The organism is Streptomyces sp. NPDC058464 (assembly GCF_042721035.1).
In the GTDB taxonomy this organism is placed as follows: domain Bacteria; phylum Actinomycetota; class Actinomycetes; order Streptomycetales; family Streptomycetaceae; genus Streptomyces.
Map to the genome: position 1 here is coordinate 16,470 of NZ_JBHXMA010000037.1, position 19,285 is coordinate 35,754.

General features: G+C 69.8%; 14 protein-coding genes. 3 read left to right on the forward strand and 11 right to left on the reverse strand.

The annotated features are described in order from the left end of the window. Window positions 1–23: 23 nt before the first annotated feature. The 6 genes from ACFWPQ_RS37885 to ACFWPQ_RS37910 are packed head-to-tail and all read right to left on the reverse strand — an operon-like array spanning window position 24 to window position 7,015. Window positions 24–1,247 carry an FAD-dependent monooxygenase gene (locus ACFWPQ_RS37885; RefSeq protein WP_384045548.1) on the reverse strand — a complete coding sequence of 408 codons (1,224 nt, stop codon included), beginning with the start codon at window positions 1,245–1,247 and terminating at the stop codon, window positions 24–26. Between the two features lie 46 nt (window positions 1,248–1,293). Continuing rightward, a complete protein-coding gene (locus tag ACFWPQ_RS37890) occupies window positions 1,294–2,202 on the reverse strand; it encodes an intradiol ring-cleavage dioxygenase (protein WP_384045320.1) in 909 nt (302 codons plus the stop codon). 56 nt (window positions 2,203–2,258) lie between these two features. Beyond that, window positions 2,259–3,512, reverse strand: coding sequence for an ABC transporter substrate-binding protein (locus ACFWPQ_RS37895; RefSeq protein WP_384045323.1), 1,254 nt, complete (start codon window positions 3,510–3,512; stop codon window positions 2,259–2,261). Window positions 3,513–3,526: 14 nt separating this feature from the next. After that, window positions 3,527–4,231 carry an ABC transporter ATP-binding protein gene (locus ACFWPQ_RS37900; protein ID WP_384045326.1) on the reverse strand — a complete coding sequence of 235 codons (705 nt, stop codon included), beginning with the start codon at window positions 4,229–4,231 and terminating at the stop codon, window positions 3,527–3,529. Continuing rightward, window positions 4,228–6,141, reverse strand: a complete 1,914-nt coding sequence (locus tag ACFWPQ_RS37905; protein ID WP_384045330.1) for an ATP-binding cassette domain-containing protein — start codon at window positions 6,139–6,141, stop codon at window positions 4,228–4,230. Before ACFWPQ_RS37905 ends, ACFWPQ_RS37900 begins: the two co-directional genes overlap by 4 nt. Then, window positions 6,128–7,015 carry a branched-chain amino acid ABC transporter permease gene (locus ACFWPQ_RS37910; RefSeq protein ID WP_384045333.1) on the reverse strand — a complete coding sequence of 296 codons (888 nt, stop codon included), beginning with the start codon at window positions 7,013–7,015 and terminating at the stop codon, window positions 6,128–6,130. The genes ACFWPQ_RS37905 and ACFWPQ_RS37910 overlap by 14 nt, the downstream gene beginning before the upstream one ends. 785 nt (window positions 7,016–7,800) lie before the next feature. Here ACFWPQ_RS37910 and ACFWPQ_RS37915 point away from each other — a divergent pair. Further along, window positions 7,801–9,420 (forward strand): hypothetical protein, encoded by a 1,620-nt coding sequence (locus ACFWPQ_RS37915; RefSeq protein WP_384045335.1) that lies wholly within the window; start codon window positions 7,801–7,803, stop codon window positions 9,418–9,420. A gap of 42 nt (window positions 9,421–9,462) precedes the next feature. Here the strand turns inward: ACFWPQ_RS37915 and ACFWPQ_RS37920 are convergent, their stop codons facing one another. From ACFWPQ_RS37920 to ACFWPQ_RS37940, 5 genes are all read right to left on the reverse strand, one after another. Next, window positions 9,463–11,106, reverse strand: a complete 1,644-nt coding sequence (locus ACFWPQ_RS37920) for a glycoside hydrolase family 43 protein (RefSeq protein WP_384045338.1) — start codon at window positions 11,104–11,106, stop codon at window positions 9,463–9,465. Continuing rightward, window positions 11,103–12,131, reverse strand: a complete 1,029-nt coding sequence (locus tag ACFWPQ_RS37925) for a LacI family DNA-binding transcriptional regulator (protein WP_384045551.1) — start codon at window positions 12,129–12,131, stop codon at window positions 11,103–11,105. The genes ACFWPQ_RS37920 and ACFWPQ_RS37925 overlap by 4 nt, the downstream gene beginning before the upstream one ends. Window positions 12,132–12,211: 80 nt before the next feature. Further along, complete coding sequence (locus tag ACFWPQ_RS37930) at window positions 12,212–14,839, reverse strand: family 78 glycoside hydrolase catalytic domain (RefSeq protein ID WP_384045340.1); 2,628 nt, start codon at window positions 14,837–14,839, stop codon at window positions 12,212–12,214. Between the two features lie 17 nt (window positions 14,840–14,856). Further along, entirely contained in the window at window positions 14,857–15,933 is a 1,077-nt protein-coding gene (locus tag ACFWPQ_RS37935; RefSeq protein ID WP_384045343.1) for a LacI family DNA-binding transcriptional regulator, read from the reverse strand. A gap of 106 nt (window positions 15,934–16,039) precedes the next feature. Then, window positions 16,040–17,017 carry a hydroxyacid dehydrogenase gene (locus ACFWPQ_RS37940; RefSeq protein WP_384045554.1) on the reverse strand — a complete coding sequence of 326 codons (978 nt, stop codon included), beginning with the start codon at window positions 17,015–17,017 and terminating at the stop codon, window positions 16,040–16,042. 431 nt (window positions 17,018–17,448) lie between these two features. On the opposite strand from ACFWPQ_RS37940, the gene ACFWPQ_RS37945 reads away from it, so the two are divergent. Further along, entirely contained in the window at window positions 17,449–18,462 is a 1,014-nt protein-coding gene (locus ACFWPQ_RS37945; protein WP_384045346.1) for a carbohydrate ABC transporter permease, read from the forward strand. Then, window positions 18,459–19,283, forward strand: coding sequence for a carbohydrate ABC transporter permease (locus tag ACFWPQ_RS37950; protein ID WP_384045349.1), 825 nt, complete (start codon window positions 18,459–18,461; stop codon window positions 19,281–19,283). Before ACFWPQ_RS37945 ends, ACFWPQ_RS37950 begins: the two co-directional genes overlap by 4 nt. Window positions 19,284–19,285: the final 2 nt, after the last annotated feature.

Sequence of the window (19,285 nt, forward strand, 5' to 3'; positions counted from 1 at the left end):
TCGGACCGCTGGCGCCGGGCCCCTCATCCGCCCACGCCACCGCCCATGGCCCGCCGACGCCCCGCGACAGCCGCCAGTGCCTCGCGGGCCTCGGCCTGCGCGTCGTAGTCGTAGAGCCAAGCGCTGTCGCGCAAGGAGTCCCGCGTGGTGAAAGCATGGTCCCGTTCCTTCTGCCCTTGACCGTCCGGGAGGTGGTTGACGGCGGCACGATCGTGACTGGCCTGCTGGATCTGTACGGTCCTCGGCACCCGGACCCGGGTGTACGCCGCGAGTGCCGTGGTCAGGTCCTCCGTTTCGAGGAGAGCCGCGGCCAGGGCACCCGCGTCCTCGATCGCCTGTCCCGCGCCCTGGGCGAAGAACGGCAGCATCGGGTGAGCCGCGTCTCCCAGCAGCGCCACCCGCCCGTGCACGTACTCCTGGAGGGGTGAGCGGTCCAGGACCGACCACCGGCTCACCTCGGTCACGGCATCGAGCAGGTCGCCGACCGGCGGGGCCCACCCCGCGAACTCCCGCCGGAAGTCCTCCGGTTCGCCCTCCGCCGTCCACGACTCGACCGTCTCGCCCGGCGACGCCGGGGTGAACGCCACGACGTTCACCGTCCGGCCGGCGGACACGGGATAGTGCACGAGGTGGCGTCCCGGTCCGAGCCACAGAGTCTGCGTGGGTGACAGACAGCGGTCGGGAAGACGCTCGGCCGGGATCATCGCCCGCCAGGCGCAGAGGCCGGAATCGCGTGCGGGGATGCGTCCGATCAGGGAGTCCCGGATCGGCGAGTGAATTCCGTCGGCGGCGATGACCAGGTCACCGAGAGCGCGGGGGCGCCCCTCGAAGGAGGCCGTGACGTGTGTCGCCGACTGCCGCACACCGATACAACGGTGATCTAGATGAAGGGTCCCCGGATCGATCGCCGACAGCAGGACATCGACAAGGTCTGCGCGGTGTACGAGCCAGGCCGCCTCCCCGTACAGATTCTCGCACTCCGTCATGTCCTGGGAGAACAGGACCGCTCCGTCCTGCCAGCGTCGGAACTCCCATCCGGTGCGTACCTTCAGCGCCCGGCGTGCCAGTGCGTCGGTGAGCCCTAGTCGGCGGAGCAGCCGGACCGCGTTGGGCGCCAGGACGATTCCGGCACCGACCGGTCGCAGGGTCCGGGCCTGTTCGTACACACGGGCCCGCAGGCCCCGATGCTGCAGAAAGGCCGCGGTCGCGAGACCACCGATCCCTCCACCGACGACGATGACGTCCATGCGTTTCACTGCGCTTTCTCTCTACGGCGACTGCGGGCCGGGGTGTTCAGGGCTGGGTCTCGGCCCGGGTCTCCCTGGTGGAGGGGCGCAGGACGCAGTCGAAGCGCACCTCACGGAACGGGTTGGGCAGGCCGAGACGGACGGCGCGTTCCTCGTCGTCGGTGACGGCGAAGGTCCGGATCAGGGACTCCTTGACACCGAAGACGACGTCGGTGTCGAGATACGGGTCCTCCTTGTCGAAGACGTGCGTGGTGACCGTTTCGTATCCCGGTGCCTCGACGATGAAGTGGATGTGCGCCGGCCGGAAGGGGTGGCGGTCGGCCGCGGCGAGCAGGCGTCCGACGGGTCCGTCGATCGGAATCGGATAGTGGCACGGCACGATGGTGCGGAACCAGAAGTCGCCCTGCCCGTCGGTGCGGAAGAGGCCGCGCAGGTTTCGCTCGGGGATCTCGCCCGGCTTCTGGACGTCGTAGAACCCCTTCGCGTCCGACTGCCAGACGTCGACGGCCGCGCCCGGGACCGGCCGGCCGTCCATGTCCCGCACCGACCCCGTGACCAGGCACGGTGTTCCCTCGCCCGTCAGGTTGATGTCCGCGCCGAGTTCCCGCTCGGGTGACACGACCAGGTGGAAGGGGCCGAGCACCGTCTGCTCGGTGGCCTCGCGGACGGCTCGGTGATTGATGGTCTCGACCAGCATCGAGACGCCGAGGACGTCCGAGAGCAGGATGCACTCCTGGCGTACGGCGTCGCACTTCTGTCCGGCCGCGGTCAGGAACTCGATGCCGGTCTCCCACTCCTGGTCGGTCAGCTGCACGTCCTTCACGAAGGCGTGGAGGTGTGTCACGAGGGAACCGAGGATGCGGCGCGTCCGGGGTGTGACGGCGGAGCCGAGACTCTCGATCACGACGTCCGCCGACGCGGCCTCGGTGAACAACCGACGGGGGGTGGGATCCATCTGCAACTCCTGAACTCGCTCGTGACTCTTCGACAACCGCACGGTGGAACCGCTCCTCAGTCGGTGGTCAGCAGCGACCTGACGTCCTCGTCGGATGCGGGAAGCGTGTACCACTTGCCCGTCGAACCGCCGTAGGGACTCCATTCACCGTTCTTCAACTCGAGGAACTGGCCTGAGACGTTGGGCTGTCCCCAGGTGAAGGGCTTCGCCGTCAGGCCGTCGGTGGAGACGCTCTTCATCGACTTCAGGGCCAGGCCGACGGACTGCCGGTCGATCGTGCCCTTGATCCCCTTCAGCGCGGTCACGAACAGCTTGGCCGCGGTGTAACCGGACTCGGCCGTGCTGTCGAGGAGGAATCCGTGTTCCTTCTGCAGAGCGCGGAACTCGTTCAGCGAGTCGGTGTCCAGACTCCATGGCAGGAACTCGCTGTTGGACCAGTAGCCGTCGGCCCGGACCGACTTCCGCGTCTTCTCCGTGTAACCGGTGCCCAGCCCGAGCCAGACGACGGAACCGTCGGTCATCCCCTGGTTGGCCGCGGTCTGCATGAGGCTGACGTAGGTGGCCGCGCTGCCGCCGAGGATCACGGCCTTGCAGCCGTTCTGCCTGACCTGGGTGACCAGAGGGGTGAGGTCGCCGCCAGTCCACTCAAGGACCTTGCGGAACTCGCTGCCGGTGAGCTTCTTCAGGATCCGTTCGAGGTTCTCCAGCGCCTTCTCGCTGTCGGAGCGGCTGTTCCACATGGTGCAGACGTCGTCTCCGCCGAGGTTGCGCATCATGAAGTAGGCGGAGACGGCGAGGCTCAGCTTCGGGCCGTTGTTGAGCGGGGTGGCGTACGGGCTTCTCCAACAGGCCGAGTCGGCCGACTGCCCGTCGAGTGCGTACACCTTCTCCGCCGCCATGAGCCGGCCGATCTGAGTGCACTGGTTGCCGTTGGAGCCGCCCACGAGGGCGACCACCTTGGTCTGGTCGACCAGCCGTGTGCCCACCTGGGCCGTGGTACCGGCGTTGGAGGCGGAGTCCTCGACGTGGTACTCGATGGGCCGGCCTGCGACACCTCCTTCGCTGTTCACCTTCTCGAAGTAGGCCTTGGCCGCGTCGCAGGCCTCGGTGAAGTTGTACAGGCCGGTCATGTCGCACATGGCACCCACCTTGATGGGCGCTCCATGGGCCGTGGAGGTCCCGGTGGAGCTGTTCTGCCCGCCGCAGCCGACGGCGAGCAGGGCGACGGCGAGCGCCGCGGCCCGCAGACGTCCACGGACGCCGTGCCGTTCCCGCGCGGCGGTCGTCGCCGCCGTCCTGTTCCAGATCATCGCTTCCTCCGCTCTCACGTCCGCAGATACGCGGAGTGCAGTACCTGGTCGTCGGACATCAACTCCTGGCAGGCGCCCTCGAAGACGACCGTGCCCTTTGCCAGCACGTAGGCCCGGTCGCCGATGGGCAGGGCCAGGTGCGCGAACTGCTCGACGAGCAGCACGGCCAGCCCCTGGTCGGCCAGCTCCCGTACTCGTGGCAGCAGTCGGCGTACGACGGCGGGTGCCAGCCCCAGGGACACCTCGTCCAGCAGCACGGCCTGCGGTCGGGACAGAATCGCCTGGGCGATCGTGAGCATCTGCTGCTCACCGCCCGAGAGCAGCCCCGCGCTGCGCTGACGCAGTGGCGCGAGTTCGGGAAAGAACGCGTACGCCTCCTCGACACGAGCGCTGGGCGCGGCCACCAGGAGGTTCTCCTCGACGGTGAGGCCGCCGAACACCGGATGGCCCTGCTGCACGTGGCACAGACCGGCTCGGGCCCGCCGCCCCGGAGACAGCCGGGTCAGGTCCCGGCCGGCCAGGAGGACCGTTCCGGCGCGTGCGGGAGCCAGCCCCGACAAGCCCTCCAGCAGGGTGGTCTTACCGGCTCCGTTGGCGCCGAGCAGGACGGTCACCTCGCCGGGGGCGGCGATGAGGGAGACTCCGCGCACCACTGTCGTACCCGCGCGTTCGACGACGAGGTTCCGGCACGTCAGACCGCCGTCACGGGGTTGGTTCACCGCTGTCCTCCAGTGCCGAGATAGGCGGCCCGGACGGCCTCGGCGGCGAGCACGTCGTCCGGGGAACCGGAGGCCAACACCGTGCCGTGGTCCAGGACGGTCACCAAGGTGCAGGCGGTGCGGACCACGTCGATGTCGTGCTCGATGAGCAGCACCGAGGCGCCGAACCGTTCGGGAACGCCGCGCAGGGAACGTGCCATGTCGGCGGACTCCCGCTCGCCCAGTCCGGCAGCGGGCTCGTCGAGGAGAACGATCTCGGGCCGGGCGGCCACGGCGGCGGCGACCTCCGTCTTGCGTCGCGCGGGAACGTCGAGTGTGCCGACTACCCGGTCGAGGGGAGGGAGGTCGAACAGGTCGCCCAGCGCCTCGACTTCGTCCCGGGGCAGGGTGCGGCCCGTGACGAAGTTCAGGTAGCGGCCCACGGTCAGGTCGTCGGCGATCCGGGTCTGCTGGAAGGTCCGGCGCAGTCCGGCGCGGGCCCGCAGATGAGGCGGGCGTCCGTCGAGCGGTGTGCCGGACAGGGTCACCGTGCCGGTGGTCAGGGGGACGAACCCGGTGGCCGCGTCGAGCAGGGTGGACTTTCCCGCACCGTTGGGGCCGATCAGTCCCACGACGGTGCGGGGCGGTACTTGGAGGCTCACCTCGTCGAGGGCCTTCACGGCGCCGAACCGCACGGTGAGCCGGGACACTTCGAACACCGGGGGTTCCGGTTCGGCGCGGGCGGGCCGGCGCGGGTGTCCGGTCGGGGGCGTCGCCTGGATCGTCGTCACCGCCGGTTCCCCGCCGGTGACCGGGGATTCCCGCTCCCGCCTGGCCACCGCGCGCCGGGCCCTGCGCTCGGCGCGCCGGGCCTGCTGCTGACCGGCCACGCCCTGGTCGCCCTTGCTCAGGATGTGCATCACGGCGAGGCCGAAGAACACCCCCGACCAGTCTGCCGGGATACCGAGACGCAGCAGGAGTTCGGAGAACAGCGCGCCCAGCAGGCCGGCCGTGACGGCTCCCTCGACCCGGCCCGCGCCCGCCAGCAGCGCGATCACGACGATCTGCAGGGAGGGCGAGACCCCGAAGGAGGGGCTGTCGACCAGGCCGCTCTGACCGACCATCAGGACGCCGGCCACGGAGGCGATGGCGCCTCCGACCACGAACACCGCGAGCTTGGCCCGGAACACGCTGGTGCCCGCGGCCGCGGTGGCCCGCTCGCTCCGCAGCATGATCCAGGAGGTTCCGCCCCGCCCCCGCATCACGAGGGTCACGGCGACGCCGATCACGACGAGTACGGCGAGGGCCAGGAGGAAGTAGGCCGACTGCGACTGCGCCCCTCCCGGGCGCGGCACCGCCCGTCCCTCCCACACCCCGGGAACGGGGAACCGGGCCAGCAGGGGCTCGGTGACCGACGCGAGGGCCAGCGTGGCGATGGCGAGGTACATGCCCCTCAGACGGACGGCGAGCGCCCCGACCACCAGGCCGGCGGGGACGGAGAGCAGGGCCGCGGCGGGCAGCACGAGGAGGAAGGGAACGGAGTGCTCGACGGTCAGCCAGCCGGCCGCCCAGGCTCCCATCGCCGCGAAGCTCATGGGGCACAACGCGAGCATTCCGGCACGGTTGAAGACCAGTCCGACGGACAGGGCCAGGAGGGCGGTGGTGACCGCGTTGACGCCCAAGTAGCCCCAGTAAGGGGGCGATACGACACCCAGCACGGCGGCTGTCACCGTCAGCAGGGCGGGGAACGCCCACTGCCGGGCCGTCGGCCGGGCATCGGTCCACGCGGCGGCTCTCTCCCACATCTGCCGAAGGGGCGTCGTCATGTCGCGCCAGGCGCTCGGACGAGGCCCGGTCGGCGCTGCCACGGCCTCGGCCTCGGCCGTCGACGGTTCGCCGGGGACCACGCCCCGCGGGTCAGCGTGCCTCATTCCACACGTCCCCTCGCCGGGACCAGAGCAGGACACCGAGGACCAGCGCGACGCTCACCAGCGAGTTGTACGCGGCAAGGCTGCTCGCCATGATCACGCTTTCCAGGACACCGATGGCGATGCCGACGGCGATGGTCACCCCGAAACTGCGGAAGCCGCCGATGAGAGCGGCGGCCAGAGCGGGGAGAGCGACAGTGCCCAGGCTGGAGACGTCGCTCTGTTGGGTGGGAGCTATGACGATCAGGGCGAGGGCGGCGAGCGCCCCGCTGAAGGCCCACAGGCCCACGTTCAGGATGCGCACCGGCGCGCCCAGCAGCTCCGCGGCCGGGGCTCGCTCGGCCATCGCCTTCAGCCACACCCCCAGCCGGCTGAAGCGCAACAGCGCCCACATGCCGGCTCCGGTGACCGCCGCCAGGGCCAGTGCGAGCACCGTGTTGGCGCTCACGATCACGGAGGCGACCTCGAACCGGGCCGCCGGGAGGAGGAAGGGGAAGACGAGGCTGTCCGTGCCGTACAGACGCAGCGCCAGCGCGGAGAAGCTGACGGCACACGCGATGGTCACGGCCGAACGGATCAGGAGGGATTTGTCGGCGAACCACCTGGTCATCAGCCAGCCGACCGCGGCCGCCAGTGCGGCGCTGAGCAGCAGGCCGGCCGGCAGGGCCAGCCACATCGACCGGCCGGAGTCGTACCAGCCCTGGAAGAGCACGGCGCCGAAGACCCCGATCGCGCTCTGGCACAGACTGAGCACGCCACCCATCTGGTACAGCAGCACCAGTCCGACGCCCATGAGGGCGTATGCGGCACCACCGGGCAGACCGGCGACCGCACTGGCCGGGAGTCCCAGCCCCGACAGGAAAGACCCAGACACCACCACGTTACGTACTCCTTGAGAAGCGGAGCGAGCGCGGCACCCACGCCGTTCGGAGCGATGCCGTGCTGCGGGCAGCAATCGAAGCGACATCCGCCACAGCCGTCGCACACGTCATGCCCAGACGCGTGCGGAGACGGCCGGCGGCTCTTGGCGGACCTCTCGCCGGCCTTCGGCAAGGAGGCTCATCTAGTCCTACTTTGCAGAACAAGCATCTCGCGATTGAGGACAGTAGCTATGCTCCCGGAGTATCGTCAACGCTTGTGTCAACAATCTGGCCGACACGTCCGGCGGTACGGGGCCAGATGACGGGCCGTCCACAAGACAGGCCGCACGACATCGGGCCCGGCAGCAGACGGGCCGAGCCGCCCACCTCGCATCACCGGCGCGCGACGAACCATCCGACTCTCCGACGGAACCGGACTTGCACATCAGCACGCACCGCGAAGACCGCCTGACACTCCTTGAGTTACCTGGAGCCGACGAATGCCCCGCGACGCCTTACCCGGACCCCCAAAGAATCCGGATGCCGTTTATCTCGCCCCGAACATCGCCCTCATCCTGACCGGCATCGCCCTCGGGGCGGACGGAAATGTTCTGGGATATCGCCTCTTCGCCTCGGCGGACATTCCGCTGGGGCTTCTGCTCTGCCTCACGCAAACAGCAGTCCTGCTGCGTACCGCCTCTCTCTTCGAGAGGCGCAGCCGCAGAATTCCAGCATCATCCGACATATCAAGCGAAATCACCGAGTCCAATATGAGACATCACAGACGAACAGGTGACGAGAGATGAGCCACATGAGCATCGCCCTGGCCTCCGCCACCACGGACCAGACCTTCGTGGTTCTCGGCTTCATGCTGTTCATCACCATCACCCTCTTCCTCTCGGTCTTCTCCGGTCTCGACTCGGAGAGCCCGAAGGAGTTCTACATAGGGACTGAAAAGGCTTCTCCGATCACGAACGGCCTGGCCATAGCAGGCAGTTTCGTGTCGACCTCCCTGCTGCTCACCATCACCGGTGTGGTGGCCACCGTCGGACTCGACGGAATCACGATGGCGACCGACGTGCTCCTGTCGTTCGGCCTGCTCATCCTGCTCGCCAGGCCTCTCCAGCAGAGTCGTTCCCAGACGCTGGGGGACGTGTTCGCGCGCCGGGCGTCGGGGGCCGGGCCGCGCGTCGCCGCGGCGGTGGCCACTCTGGCCGCCGCCGGCCCGTTCCTCGTGGTCCAACTCATCGGCGCCGGCAACGTGACCGCCAACCTGCTGGGTTTCCCCGGTCTGGGAGCACAGCGGCTCTGCACCGTCGTCATCGGCGGACTGGTCGTCACCTGCGGAATTCTCAGCGGCGCCCGGGGGCTCACCTCGGTGCAGATCCTCGCCGCAGGTGTCACGCTCGGGGCGATGACCGCGGCCGCGTTGTCGGTGATCGCGCTGTTCCACGGAAAACTGAATTCGCTCTTCACGGCGGCGGACTCCGGAGGCGCCTATCCCGGTAGGTATTTCAGCCCCGGCGGACTCGGCTTGAGCGGCACCGACCGCGTCGACTTCATCGGAATCCAGCTCACCCTCGTCCTGGGCAGCGCGGCCATGCCGCACGTCCTCAACCGGATCCATGCCACAGGAGATCCGGTCATCGCACGGCGTGCCGTGAAATACGCGATCTGGATCGTCGCGCCCGTCTGCCTGGCGGTGGTCTTCCTGGGAATCGGTGCCGCGGCCAAGGTGGGAGCACGCTCGATCTTCTCCGGCAAGCCGAACGGCGACGACGCTCTCATGTCCCTGGCCCAGTATCTGAGCAAGGGACCCCAGCCGGTCATCGGAACGATCCTGTTTACGGCGATCGCCTGCGCCGTCTTCCTCAGCGTGCTCTCCGTCGTGGGAGGGAACATCGTCGCCGCGGCCGGGGCGATCGCCAAGGATGTGTACCGTCACGCCGCCCGGCCCGCTCAGCAGGACCCCGGAAGAGAACTCGCGGTCGCTCGCACAGCCGTGTTCTTCTTCGGCCTCGCCGGTATCGCGATCGCCGTCCTGCTCCAGGGGTATTCGGCGGGATTCCTGGCCCAGCTCACGACAACGGTCGCCGCATCGGTCGTGGCACCGGCCCTGCTGTACTCGTTCTACTGGAAGGGCTACACCCGCGCGGGACTCCTGTGCACGGTGTACGGCGGGACGCTCATCACCTTCGTGCTGTACGCGTTCTCCCCCCTGGTGTCCGGAAGTTCTTCCGCGCTCTTCCCGGACCGTGACTTCGCGTGGTTCCACCACAGCAACCCCGCCGTGATCTCCATCCCGGTCGCGTTCCTGCTGGGCTGGGGCGTCAGCACCCTGGATCGCCGCAGGGACGACACCGAGGGTGAAGTCCCGCCCGCGCGCGCTTCCTCATCCAGAGCCGGTCAGAAGACCTGGTGACCTGCGCGTGCGTGGGCGGGACCCGGTGTCAGGGGCCTGGTGTCAGGCGTCCTCCGGGAACGCCGTGTAGCCGGCATGGTCGAAGTCGGCGTGCACTCCGTCGCCCTCCAGGTCCTGGACCCAGAGACCGAGCATGGCGCCCGTGAAGCCCAGTGTCCGCATCCGGCCGTCGACGAAGTCGTTCGCGTGTTCGTCGGAGAGCACGGTGACGTCGAGCGCCGCGCCGAATGGCACCGATCCCGCACCGGTGTCGTAGGAGAAGCGCACCGCGCTTTCGTCGAGTTCCGCCCGCAGGACGAGGGGATGCCCCGCGGCGAGCGGAACGTGCGGCGGATGGGAGGTCAGGCGGCCGGCCTCGCAGCTGAGCAGCCGGAGAACCGCGGCGCCGGCGTCGTCGGCGGTGATGTACAGGAAGTGCCAGTTGCGGGTGTTGTAGTAAGCGGTCAGCCCGGCCAGGTGGTCACTGGACCGGGGGGTGAACTCGACGGATGTCTCGAACACGCATCTCTTCGCGGTCACGCGCCGGGCGACCAGGCTCGGCGCGCGCCGCGTGGCTGGTGACTGCCCGCCTCGGATCCGCAGACGGCCGGGACGTTCGCCGAGACTGAGCCAGTCCTCCGAGGCCGGGCGCCGCAGGGTGGACCAGTCGGGGCCGAGGACCGGCCGGTCGAAGTGGTCGACTGCGGCCGGTTCCGGGACCGGCGCGGGAGGAAGGTCCGGGAGCGGAATCTCGACCGCGGGTATGCCGCCCGTGATGCGCGGCCAGCCGTCCGCGCTCCAGTGCACCGGCTGGAGCGCGGTCTCCCGGCCCAGCACACAGCGACCGCGTTCGGTGTACGGGCGCGCGACGATGTGCGCCGCGTACCACTGCCCCTCAGGGGTCTCGACCAGGCTGCAGTGTCCGGCCTTCTGCAGGGGCAGTGAAGGATCGTGACGGGAAGTCAGCAACGGCCCGGCCGGATCGGCCTCATATGGGCCCTCGATCCTGGTCGAACGGGCCACTGTCGTCTGGTGGTCGTAGCCGGTGCCGCCCTCCGCTGTGACGAGGTAGTACCAGCCGTCCTTGCGGTAGAGGTGCGGGCCCTCGGTGACCCCGACCGAGGTACCCCGGAAGACGGTGCGAGGCTCCCCCACCACACGCCGGGCGGCCCGGTCGAAACGCTGGAGCTGGATTCCGGCGAAGTGGTCCCTGCCCGGACGCCAGTCGAAGCGCATGTTGAGCAACCAGCTGGTGCCGTCCTCGTCCGTGAAGAGCGAGCTGTCGAATCCGCGTGCGTGCAGGGGCACGGGATCGGACCAGGGGCCTTCGATCGTGGGCGCCGTGGTGAGGTAGTTGGGCAGGTCCTTCCAGCCTTCGCCGTAGGTGTCGACAACCGTGAAGACGAGGTGGAAGAGCCCGTCCACATGGGTCAGTCCCGGGGCCCAGATCCCCCCGGAGTCCGGCACTCCCGTCAGGTCGAGAAGCCTGCGGGTGTCCAGCACGCCACCGAGGCAGCGCCAGTTCGCGAGGTCGCGGGAGTGGTGGATGCGGACGCCCGGGTACCACTCGAAGGTCGAGGTGGCCAGGTAGTAGTCGTCACCCACCCGCGCCAGGGCGGGGTCGGGTTCGAATCCGCGGAGCACGGGATTCCTGAGCGTGGCGTCCTGCGTTCCGCCCGCCGCCCGGACCGGTCCTGCGTTGTTCACGTCTTCTCCTCGGTGACGGTTCGGCGCGACACCAGGCTGGAGTCGCGCACCAGTACTTCCGGACGCAGCACCACACGTTGGTGGCAGTGATCCGTGGACGACCTGGTGATCTCGTCCAGCAGCAGCTGCGCGGCGATCCGGCCCATGGCCCCTGCCGGTCTGCGGACCGACGACAGCGGCACCGCCGCCGCGGCGGCGTAGGCGATGTCGTCGTGCCCGATGACGGCGACGTCCTCGGGCACCCGCACCCCCGCCGCGAGCAGGGTCTGCAGCACGCCGAGGGCCAGCAGGTCGTTCACGCAGACCACCGCGGTGGGACGGGGCACGAGATCGAGGAACCGGGTACCGGCCGTCCGGCCCGCCGCGGTGTCCAGGCCGTCGGTGGGGACGTCCACCAGTGACGGCCGACCGGGCCCCCCGGCCTCCGCCATGGCCGCCAGCAGACCCTCTCGGCGGTCGCGGATCTGCCGACGTGCGATACGGCCACCGACCAGCGCCACGGTTCTGTGCCCCGTTCCGACCAGGTGTCGGCCCGCCAGCAGTCCGCCGAGCCTGTCGTCCACGGAGACGGAGCAGACGCCCGCGCCGGCCGTCGCCGCGTCGACCAGGACCAGCGGTATGCGCTGCTGCCTCAGTGCCGCGGGGTAGGCCGGCACCGGTCCCACGGGGGCGAGCAGGACACCTTCCGCTTTCCGCTGGGCCCACAGAGCCAGGCAGGCGGCCTGCCGCCCCGGGTCCCGCGCGCAGTTGACCACCGTGACGCGCATACCCGCTCGACGACAGACATCTTCCGCCCCCTGGACGACATCGACGAAGAAGGGATTGCCCAGGTCGGGGACGACCAGGCAGATGATCCGGCTGTGCCCGGACCGCAGTTGGCGAGCCGGCTCGCTGCGCACGAAACCCAGCTCCTCGATCGCGGCCAGCACCCGTTGCCGTGTCTTCTCCGCGACCACGTCGCGGTGGTTGACCACGTTCGAGACGGTCGCGACGGAAACCCCGGCGCGCTGCGCCACGTCCCTCATGCTCGCCACGGGCCGCCCCTCCTTCCCCGCGCTTCCGGGACGTCCGGATCCGCGTGCGTGCTTCCGCGGGCCCCGGGTGTCTACTGACGTTCGAGCGGTGCCCGGCCCATGTACCGGTGTTCTCCAGGACCCGCCTCCGCGCGGGTGCCGTCCGGGAGAAGGACCTCGGCGCGGGTCCCCGGTGGCACGGTGACATCCAGGTGGAAGCAGCCCTTCGCGATGCGCCACCCCGATCCGATCCGGCCGTAAGGGGTGTGCAGTTCGGCCTCGGCGAAACTCAGACCACCGCCCGGCGAGGGGGCGACTCGGAAGCGGCGGTATCCGGGTTCGAGTACGCGGATTCCCGAGGTGCGGGTGTGCAGGAAAGAGATGACCGCGCCCTTGCTGTAGTGGTTGAGGGAGGCGTGCGGTGTGCCGTCGTCGCCGATCCCCTCCCAGCTCTCCCAGACCGTGGTGGCACCCCGGTCGGTCATGGTCAGCCAGGACGGGGGTGTGCGCCGCAGCAGCAGCTCGTACGCGAGGCCGAGATGTCCGTGGTCCGCGAGGACCGGAAGCAGGTCGGGGGTGGCCAGGAATCCCGTCCCGAGGTGGGTGCCGGCGGCCCGGACCAGGGCGGCCAGCCGGTCGGCGGCGGCTTGGCGCAGGGGGCCCGGGAGCAGGCCGAAGGCGAGTGCCCGGACATAGGTCGCCTGGGTGTCGGGGGCGAGCACGCCGTCCGGGGCCAGGTACTCCGTCTGCCAGGCGCGCCGGGCGCCGTCGGCGAGGGCCGCGTAGCGGTCCGCGTCCTGCGGCCGGTCCAGCACACGTGCGGTGCGGGACAGCAGGTCGGCGGAGCGGAACAGGTAGGCGGTGGCGACGTCGCCGTGGTCCAGGCTGGGGTCGATGACCTCGGTGCCGCCCGGCTCCAGCCATTCGCCGAAGTGGTGACCGGTGTCCCACAGGAAGGCCTCGTGCTCGGCAGGGTGCGGGCGCGCGGCGCGGCGATCGGGGTGCCGTCGCTCCCTGGCACAGCGGGCCGCGTACTCGACCCAGGCGGTCATGGAGCCGTACTGCTCGCGCAGGATGTCCTCGTCGCCGTAGGCCTGCCAGAGTTCCCAGGGCACGATGACGGCGGCGTCGCCCCACCCGGCCGAACCGTCGAGGGCGTCCATGACTCCGGACGGACCGCGCGGGACGATGCACGGGACGTTGCCGTCCGGCCACTGGTCGGCGGCGAGGTCGCGGAGCCACTTCTCGCTGAACCCGGCGACGTCGTAGAGAAAGGCGGCGGTGGGCAGGTAGAGCTGCCAGTCCCCGGTCCAGCCGGCGCGTTCCCGGGTGGGGCAGTCGGTGGGGATGTCGCAGACATTGCCCCGCAGGCTCCATACGGCGGCCTCGTGGAGGCGGTTCAGGTCCTCGTCGTCGCACCGGAACCATCCGGTGCGGCGCAGGGCGGTGTGGACGACCACGCCCGTGACGTCGTCGGGGGTGAGGTCACGCGGGCAGCCCTCGACGCGCACGTAGCGGAAGCCGTGGGTGGTGTGGCGCGGTTCGAAGACCTCCCCGGGGCGGCCCGCGGCGACGACCCGGTCCTGCTGGTGCAGGGGGAAGGGCTCCCCCGTGACGTAGTGGTGCGAGGTCAGATGGTCCAGCGTCACATCGCCGTCGCCGTCCAGGGCTTCGCCGTGTGTGAGCGTCACCCGCGTGCCGGCCGGACCGGGCTCGGCGAGACGAGTCCAGCCGTTGATGTTCTGGCCGAGGTCGACGACCTGGAGGCCCGGACCCGGCCGGGTCACGGCGACCGGGCGGATCTCCTCGACACGGCGGACGGGCGGCGCGGGCGACGAGGTCAGACGGGAGAAGTCCGTGTAGCGCGGGCCCTCGCCGAGTCGCGCCGGGGCCCAGGCGGAGGCCTCGCGGCGCAGGTCCGACGTCTGGCCGCCGAGCAGGTCGGCCGCCGTCACCTGCCCGACGGCACTGCGCCAGCCCGGTCCGGAGCCGACGACCGTACGGCCGCCGTCGAGGTGTTCGGCGATCAACAGGGCGAGCAGTGCGACCCGGTCGCCGTAGGAATCGGGCTCCTGGAGCGCGCCGGTCAGTCCGCGGTACCAGCCGTCGCTCAGCACGACCGCGAAGTCGTTGACTCCCCCTCGTACGGTGCCGCCGACGTCGTACGTCTGCACCTGGAGATGGTGTCCGTACGAGGTGAACCCGGGCGTCAGCTCCTGGTCGCCGACCCGGACATCGTTCAGGTGTGCCTCGTACAGGCCGTGCGCGGTGACGTACAGCCGGGCACGGGTGACGGGGGCCGCCAGGGTGAAGGGACAGCGCAGGACGTAGGCGGGGCGCTCGCCGGGAGGTTGGATGTGGCTTTCGGCCGGCTCGATCCAGGTGGCCGCGCTCCAGTCATCGGCGTCGAGCAGGCCCCATTCCCACCAGCCGCGCGGCGACCAGTCGCTCTCCCCCGCGTCGGTCCATACCTTGACCTGCCATTCGACGCGGGTCCCCGAGACCGCTTCCGGGCCTTGCCACGGCACCAGCAGCTGCCGGTCGGATGCCACGGGCCCGCTGTCCCAGGCGAGGTCGCCGTCGGTGGCCCTGGCTCGGATCCGGTACTTCAGCTGGTGGGTCGTGCCTTGGGGAAGTTGCCAGGACAGCCGGGGCCGTCGCCGGGTGATGCCGAGCGGTTCGTCGAGGTGCTCGACGCGCAGGCAACGGGGTGCTCTCATTCTGGGTCCGTGCTCCACTAACTCGTGCTCCACGCGCTGACCGGGCCGGACGACTCCCGGACCAGGACATGGGTGGCCATCTTGATGTGCTGGACGGGGTGGTTCGCCCGGTGCAGTGCGAGCCGCACGGCTGTGCGGCCCAGTTCCTCGTGCGGGACATGCACCGTGGTCAGCTCGGGGTCGAGGTCCATCGCCAGGGGAATGTCGTCGTACCCCACCACGGACACGTCCTCGGGTACCCGCACCCCGGCCTGGCGCAGGGCCTTGAGCACGCCGGCGGCGATCATGTCCGTGACGGCGAAGACCGCGGTGAACTCCGTTCCCCGGGAGAGGAGTTCCAGGGTGGCGGCGTGCCCGGACGCGCGGGTGTGCACGCCCGGGACGACGAGTTCGGGGTCGAAGGGCACGCCCCGGCTCTCCAGGGCACGCCGGTAGCCGGCGACGCGCTCGGCCGCGGTGGTGTGCCCTTCCACGCCGAGCAGCACGATGCGGGTGTGTCCCTGCGAGAGCAGGTAGTTGGTCATGGCGAAGGCGCCGCCCTCGTTGTCGTACTCGACCACGGTCTCCGGGATGTCCGGGCCGAGCGAGGGCCGTCCGCAGAGCACCAGCCTGGAGCCGTCGGAGTCGAGCGCGTGCGCGAGCTTGACCATGCGTTCGGTGTACTCGGGGGTGAGGACGGCACCGCCGACCAGGATCACCGCCTCGGCCCGCTGCTCGCGCATCAGGTTGATCACCGCGAGTTCACGGTCGGGATCGCTGTGCGTGGTGCACACCAGGCACAGCCGGCCCTCGGCGGTGGCCTGCTGCTCGACGCCACGGGCGATGTGGGCGAAGAACGGGCCGGTCACGTCGGCGACCACGAACGCGACCGTGTTGCTGGTGGTGTTGCCCAGGGCCCGGGCGCTCGCGTTCATGACGTAGTCGAGTTCCTGCAGCGCCCGCTGCACCCGGATCCGGGTGCCGGCCGCCACGGGATAGGTGCCGCCCAGGACCCGGGAAACGGTCGCGGTCGACACGCCGGCGCGAGCGGCCACCTCCTTGACCGTGGCCCGCTTCCTCGCGTCGCCGGTCCCGTCGGCCGCTCGTTTCGGCATCTCTTCGCTCTCCCTCGTCCCGGGCCCGTCGTGACGGGTCGTCAGTGGCCGTCGGTATCCGATGCGGAATCACCCCGAGGACCGTGGTTCCGCCGCCCGACGAACCTCACGCGACGACGGCCAGGTCGGCTTCCCGCACGGTGTAGGCGGGGAGGGCGCCGGCGACCAGGCGTTCCACCTCTTCCACCACCGTGCGCCCCAGGCGCTCCAGCTCATTGCCGACCGATCCGGCGATGTGCGGCGTCAGGAAGACGTTCGGCAGCCGGTACAACGGGGAGTCGGCGGGCAGCGGCTCCGGCTCGGTGACGTCGAGCACCGCGCTCAGCCGGCCGCTGACGAGTTCCTCGGTCAGGGCCTCCGGATCGACGAGAGCGCCCCGTGACGTGTTGATCAGGACGCCCCCGTCCGGGATCATCGCGAGTCGTTCCCGGTCGAGCATCCGGTAGGTGGCCGGGATGTCCGGCGCGTGCACGGTGACGATGTCGCTGCCCCGCAGCAGGCCTTCGAGGGACAGCGGGACCGCCCCCAGCTCCGCCGACTGTTCCTCGTCCACGTACGGGTCGTAGAGAGCGACCCGCAGATCGAAGGGACGCAGCAGTTCCAGCACCCGGCGGCCCACGCGCGAGGCTCCGATCACGCCGACGCGACGGCCGAAGTTGCCCAGGCCCACCAGGTCGCGCGTGGGCGGGTAACGGTGCTCGGCGCGGAAGCGTTCGCGCGCGCCGAGGACGTCCTTGCCCGCGAGCAGGATGGCGGCCAGGGTGTACTCGGCCACGGGCAGCGCGTTGGCCCGTACCGCGCTCGACACCAGCAGTCCGCGCTGCCAGCACGCCTCGCTGACCAGTGATCGCACGCTGCCCGCCGCGTGCAGGACGGCCCGGAGCCTGGGGGCGCGCTCCAGTACGGTCGCGTCCAGGCGGGGGCATCCCCAGCCGGTGACCAGGATCTCGGCCTCCGCGAGCGCGGCCACCGCGTCGGGCGAGGCGAAGTCCTGGACCACCAGAGAGGGGTCTATACGTACCAGTTCCCGCAGTCTGCCGAGCACAGCGGACGGGAACAGCTCGGCAAGGTGCTCCGGGTTCATGGCGAACAGAGCCGCCGGTCGGTCAGCCACGCGACACCCCGCCAGTGGGTGTCGCGCTGCCGGCTGATGACGTGCACGACGAACGCATGAGGCTCCTGTGTTCTTCGGATGGGCGAGCCCCCGTACGACGGAAGACATCGCGTAGTAATCGAGTACTACGTAAGCAGACACCACGAGGGCAGTCAACGCCCGCCCCTCAAGTCTGAGAATCCAGCCCCCGACGCCCTCCCCATACCGTAAATATCACTACCAAACGGCCATGATCGGCTCCCAGGGGTTACGTCAGAGAAAGCCTTCGGAAACAAATACACGTCTGCCTCTTGTCGAGGAATCCACCTAGGTCGTACCTTCCTCGGCAACCGATTACTACGGGACAGATCGACCCTGGAGAGACGAATGCGCTACACCCGGATGACCGCGGGACGTCTGCCGTGACCCTTTCGCAGCAGACCAACACCAGCGCCGGCACGGACTCCCCGTCCCGCGCCGGACGCCTGCGCACCCTGCGGAAGACCGGCGGATCCGGCACCACACCCGTCGCGTCCGGCCGCTCACGCCCACCGGGCGGACGGCGCGGGAGAGGGATGACACCACCGTGGTGGTTCGTCGTACCGGGACTGCTGTTCTACGGGTACATCGTGATCGTCCCCAGCATCCGCGGCGGCGCCTACGCCTTCACGGACTGGACCGGGCTCGGCACCCACTTCGACTGGATCGGCTGGAAGAACTTCCGCGACATCCTCGACGACGACGCGGCCCGCAGTGCCATCGGCAACACCCTGGTGCTGGGGCTGGTCGTCACCCTCGGACAGCTCGTCCTGGGACTGCTGCTGGCCCTGGGCGTCCATGCCCGGGTCAAGAGCCGCCTGGTGCTGCGCGTCCTCTTCTTCGCCCCGGTCGTGATCACCCCGCTGGTGGCCGGTTTCGTGTGGCAGTATCTGCTCTCACCGACCGGTTCCCTCAACGCCTTCTTCAAGGCCGTGGGACTCGTGTCCTGGCAGCAGGACTGGCTGGGCGATCCCCAGCTGGCCCTCTGGTCGGTCTGCGCGGTCCTCATCTGGCAGCACACCGGCATCACGATGTCGATCTTCCTGGCCGGACTGCAGAGCGTTCCCCAGGACGTGCTGGAGGCCGCGCACCTCGACGGCGCCGGCGCCTTCCGCAGGTTCTGGTACGTGGTCCGCCCCTTCCTGTTCCCGGCGCTCACCGTCAACGTCTCCCTGACCGTCATCAGCGCGCTCAAGCAGTTCGACGTCGTGATGGTGATGACCGGAGGCGGACCGGGCAACGCCACCGACACCATCTCCACCCTCATCTACAAGGACGCCTTCAACCTCGGCCAGTTCTCCTACAGCGTCGCCCTGGCCCTGGTCCTGACCGTGTTCGTGATGGTGATCTCCGGTCTGCAGTACACGTTCCTCAACCGGGCCGGGAGGTCCTCGTGATCGCTCGCTACACCTGGCGGACCGGTCTGCTGGAAGCGGTCCTCGTCCTGACCGCCCTGCTCTTCCTTGTCCCGCTCTACGCGCTGGTCAACATCTCGCTCAAACCGGCCAACGCCACCTCGGGTCTGCTGACGCCGACCCTGCACCTCCACCTCTCCAACTACGCGGACGCCTGGCACACCGCGGCCCTCGGCCCCGCCCTCTGGAACAGCTTCCTGATCACCGCGGGAAGCCTGCTCATCCTGATCCCCATCGCGGCCCTGGCCTCCTACCCCCTGGCCCGGGTGACACGAGCCTGGTCACGGCTCACCTTCTACGGCATCGCCGCCGGGCTGATCCTCCCGATGCAGCTCGCCCTGCTGCCGCTCTACACCAACATCCGCGACCTGGGCCTGCTCGGCACCCCGTGGTCCCTGATCGTCTACTACGCGGGGCTGACCTTCCCGTTCTCCGTCTTCCTGTACACCGGTTTCCTCCGGGCGCTGCCCATCGAGTACGAGGAAGCCGCCGTCATGGACGGCTGTGGCCCGCTGCGGGCTTTCGTCAGCGTCGTCTTCCCGTTGCTGCGCCCGGTCACCGGCACGGTCGTCATCCTCAACGCCATCGGTATCTGGAACGACTTCTTCGCCCCGCTGCTGTTCCTGTCCGGCACCGACAGCCAGACCGCCCCGGTCGCGCTGTACAGCTTCGTCGGCCAGTACGTCTCGCAGTGGCCGATGGTCTTCGCCGGTCTCGTCGTGAGCGTGATTCCGGTGCTCGTCGCCTACCTCTTCCTCCAGAAGTACATCATCCAGGGCTTCGCGGGCGGCCTGAAGGGCTGACC

Bases quoted from the DNA above. Each gene is read 5' to 3' on its own strand.
- ACFWPQ_RS37885 (WP_384045548.1), bottom strand. From the start codon at position 1,247: ATGGACGTCATCGTCGTCGGTGGAGGGATCGGTGGTCTCGCGACCGCG.
- ACFWPQ_RS37890 (WP_384045320.1), bottom strand. From the start codon at position 2,202: ATGGATCCCACCCCCCGTCGGTTGTTCACCGAGGCCGCGTCGGCGGAC.
- ACFWPQ_RS37895 (WP_384045323.1), bottom strand. From the start codon at position 3,512: ATGATCTGGAACAGGACGGCGGCGACGACCGCCGCGCGGGAACGGCAC.
- ACFWPQ_RS37905 (WP_384045330.1), bottom strand. From the start codon at position 6,141: ATGAGGCACGCTGACCCGCGGGGCGTGGTCCCCGGCGAACCGTCGACG.
- ACFWPQ_RS37915 (WP_384045335.1), top strand. From the start codon at position 7,801: ATGAGCCACATGAGCATCGCCCTGGCCTCCGCCACCACGGACCAGACC.
- ACFWPQ_RS37925 (WP_384045551.1), bottom strand. From the start codon at position 12,131: ATGAGGGACGTGGCGCAGCGCGCCGGGGTTTCCGTCGCGACCGTCTCG.
- ACFWPQ_RS37930 (WP_384045340.1), bottom strand. From the start codon at position 14,839: ATGAGAGCACCCCGTTGCCTGCGCGTCGAGCACCTCGACGAACCGCTC.
- ACFWPQ_RS37935 (WP_384045343.1), bottom strand. From the start codon at position 15,933: ATGCCGAAACGAGCGGCCGACGGGACCGGCGACGCGAGGAAGCGGGCC.
- ACFWPQ_RS37940 (WP_384045554.1), bottom strand. From the start codon at position 17,017: ATGAACCCGGAGCACCTTGCCGAGCTGTTCCCGTCCGCTGTGCTCGGC.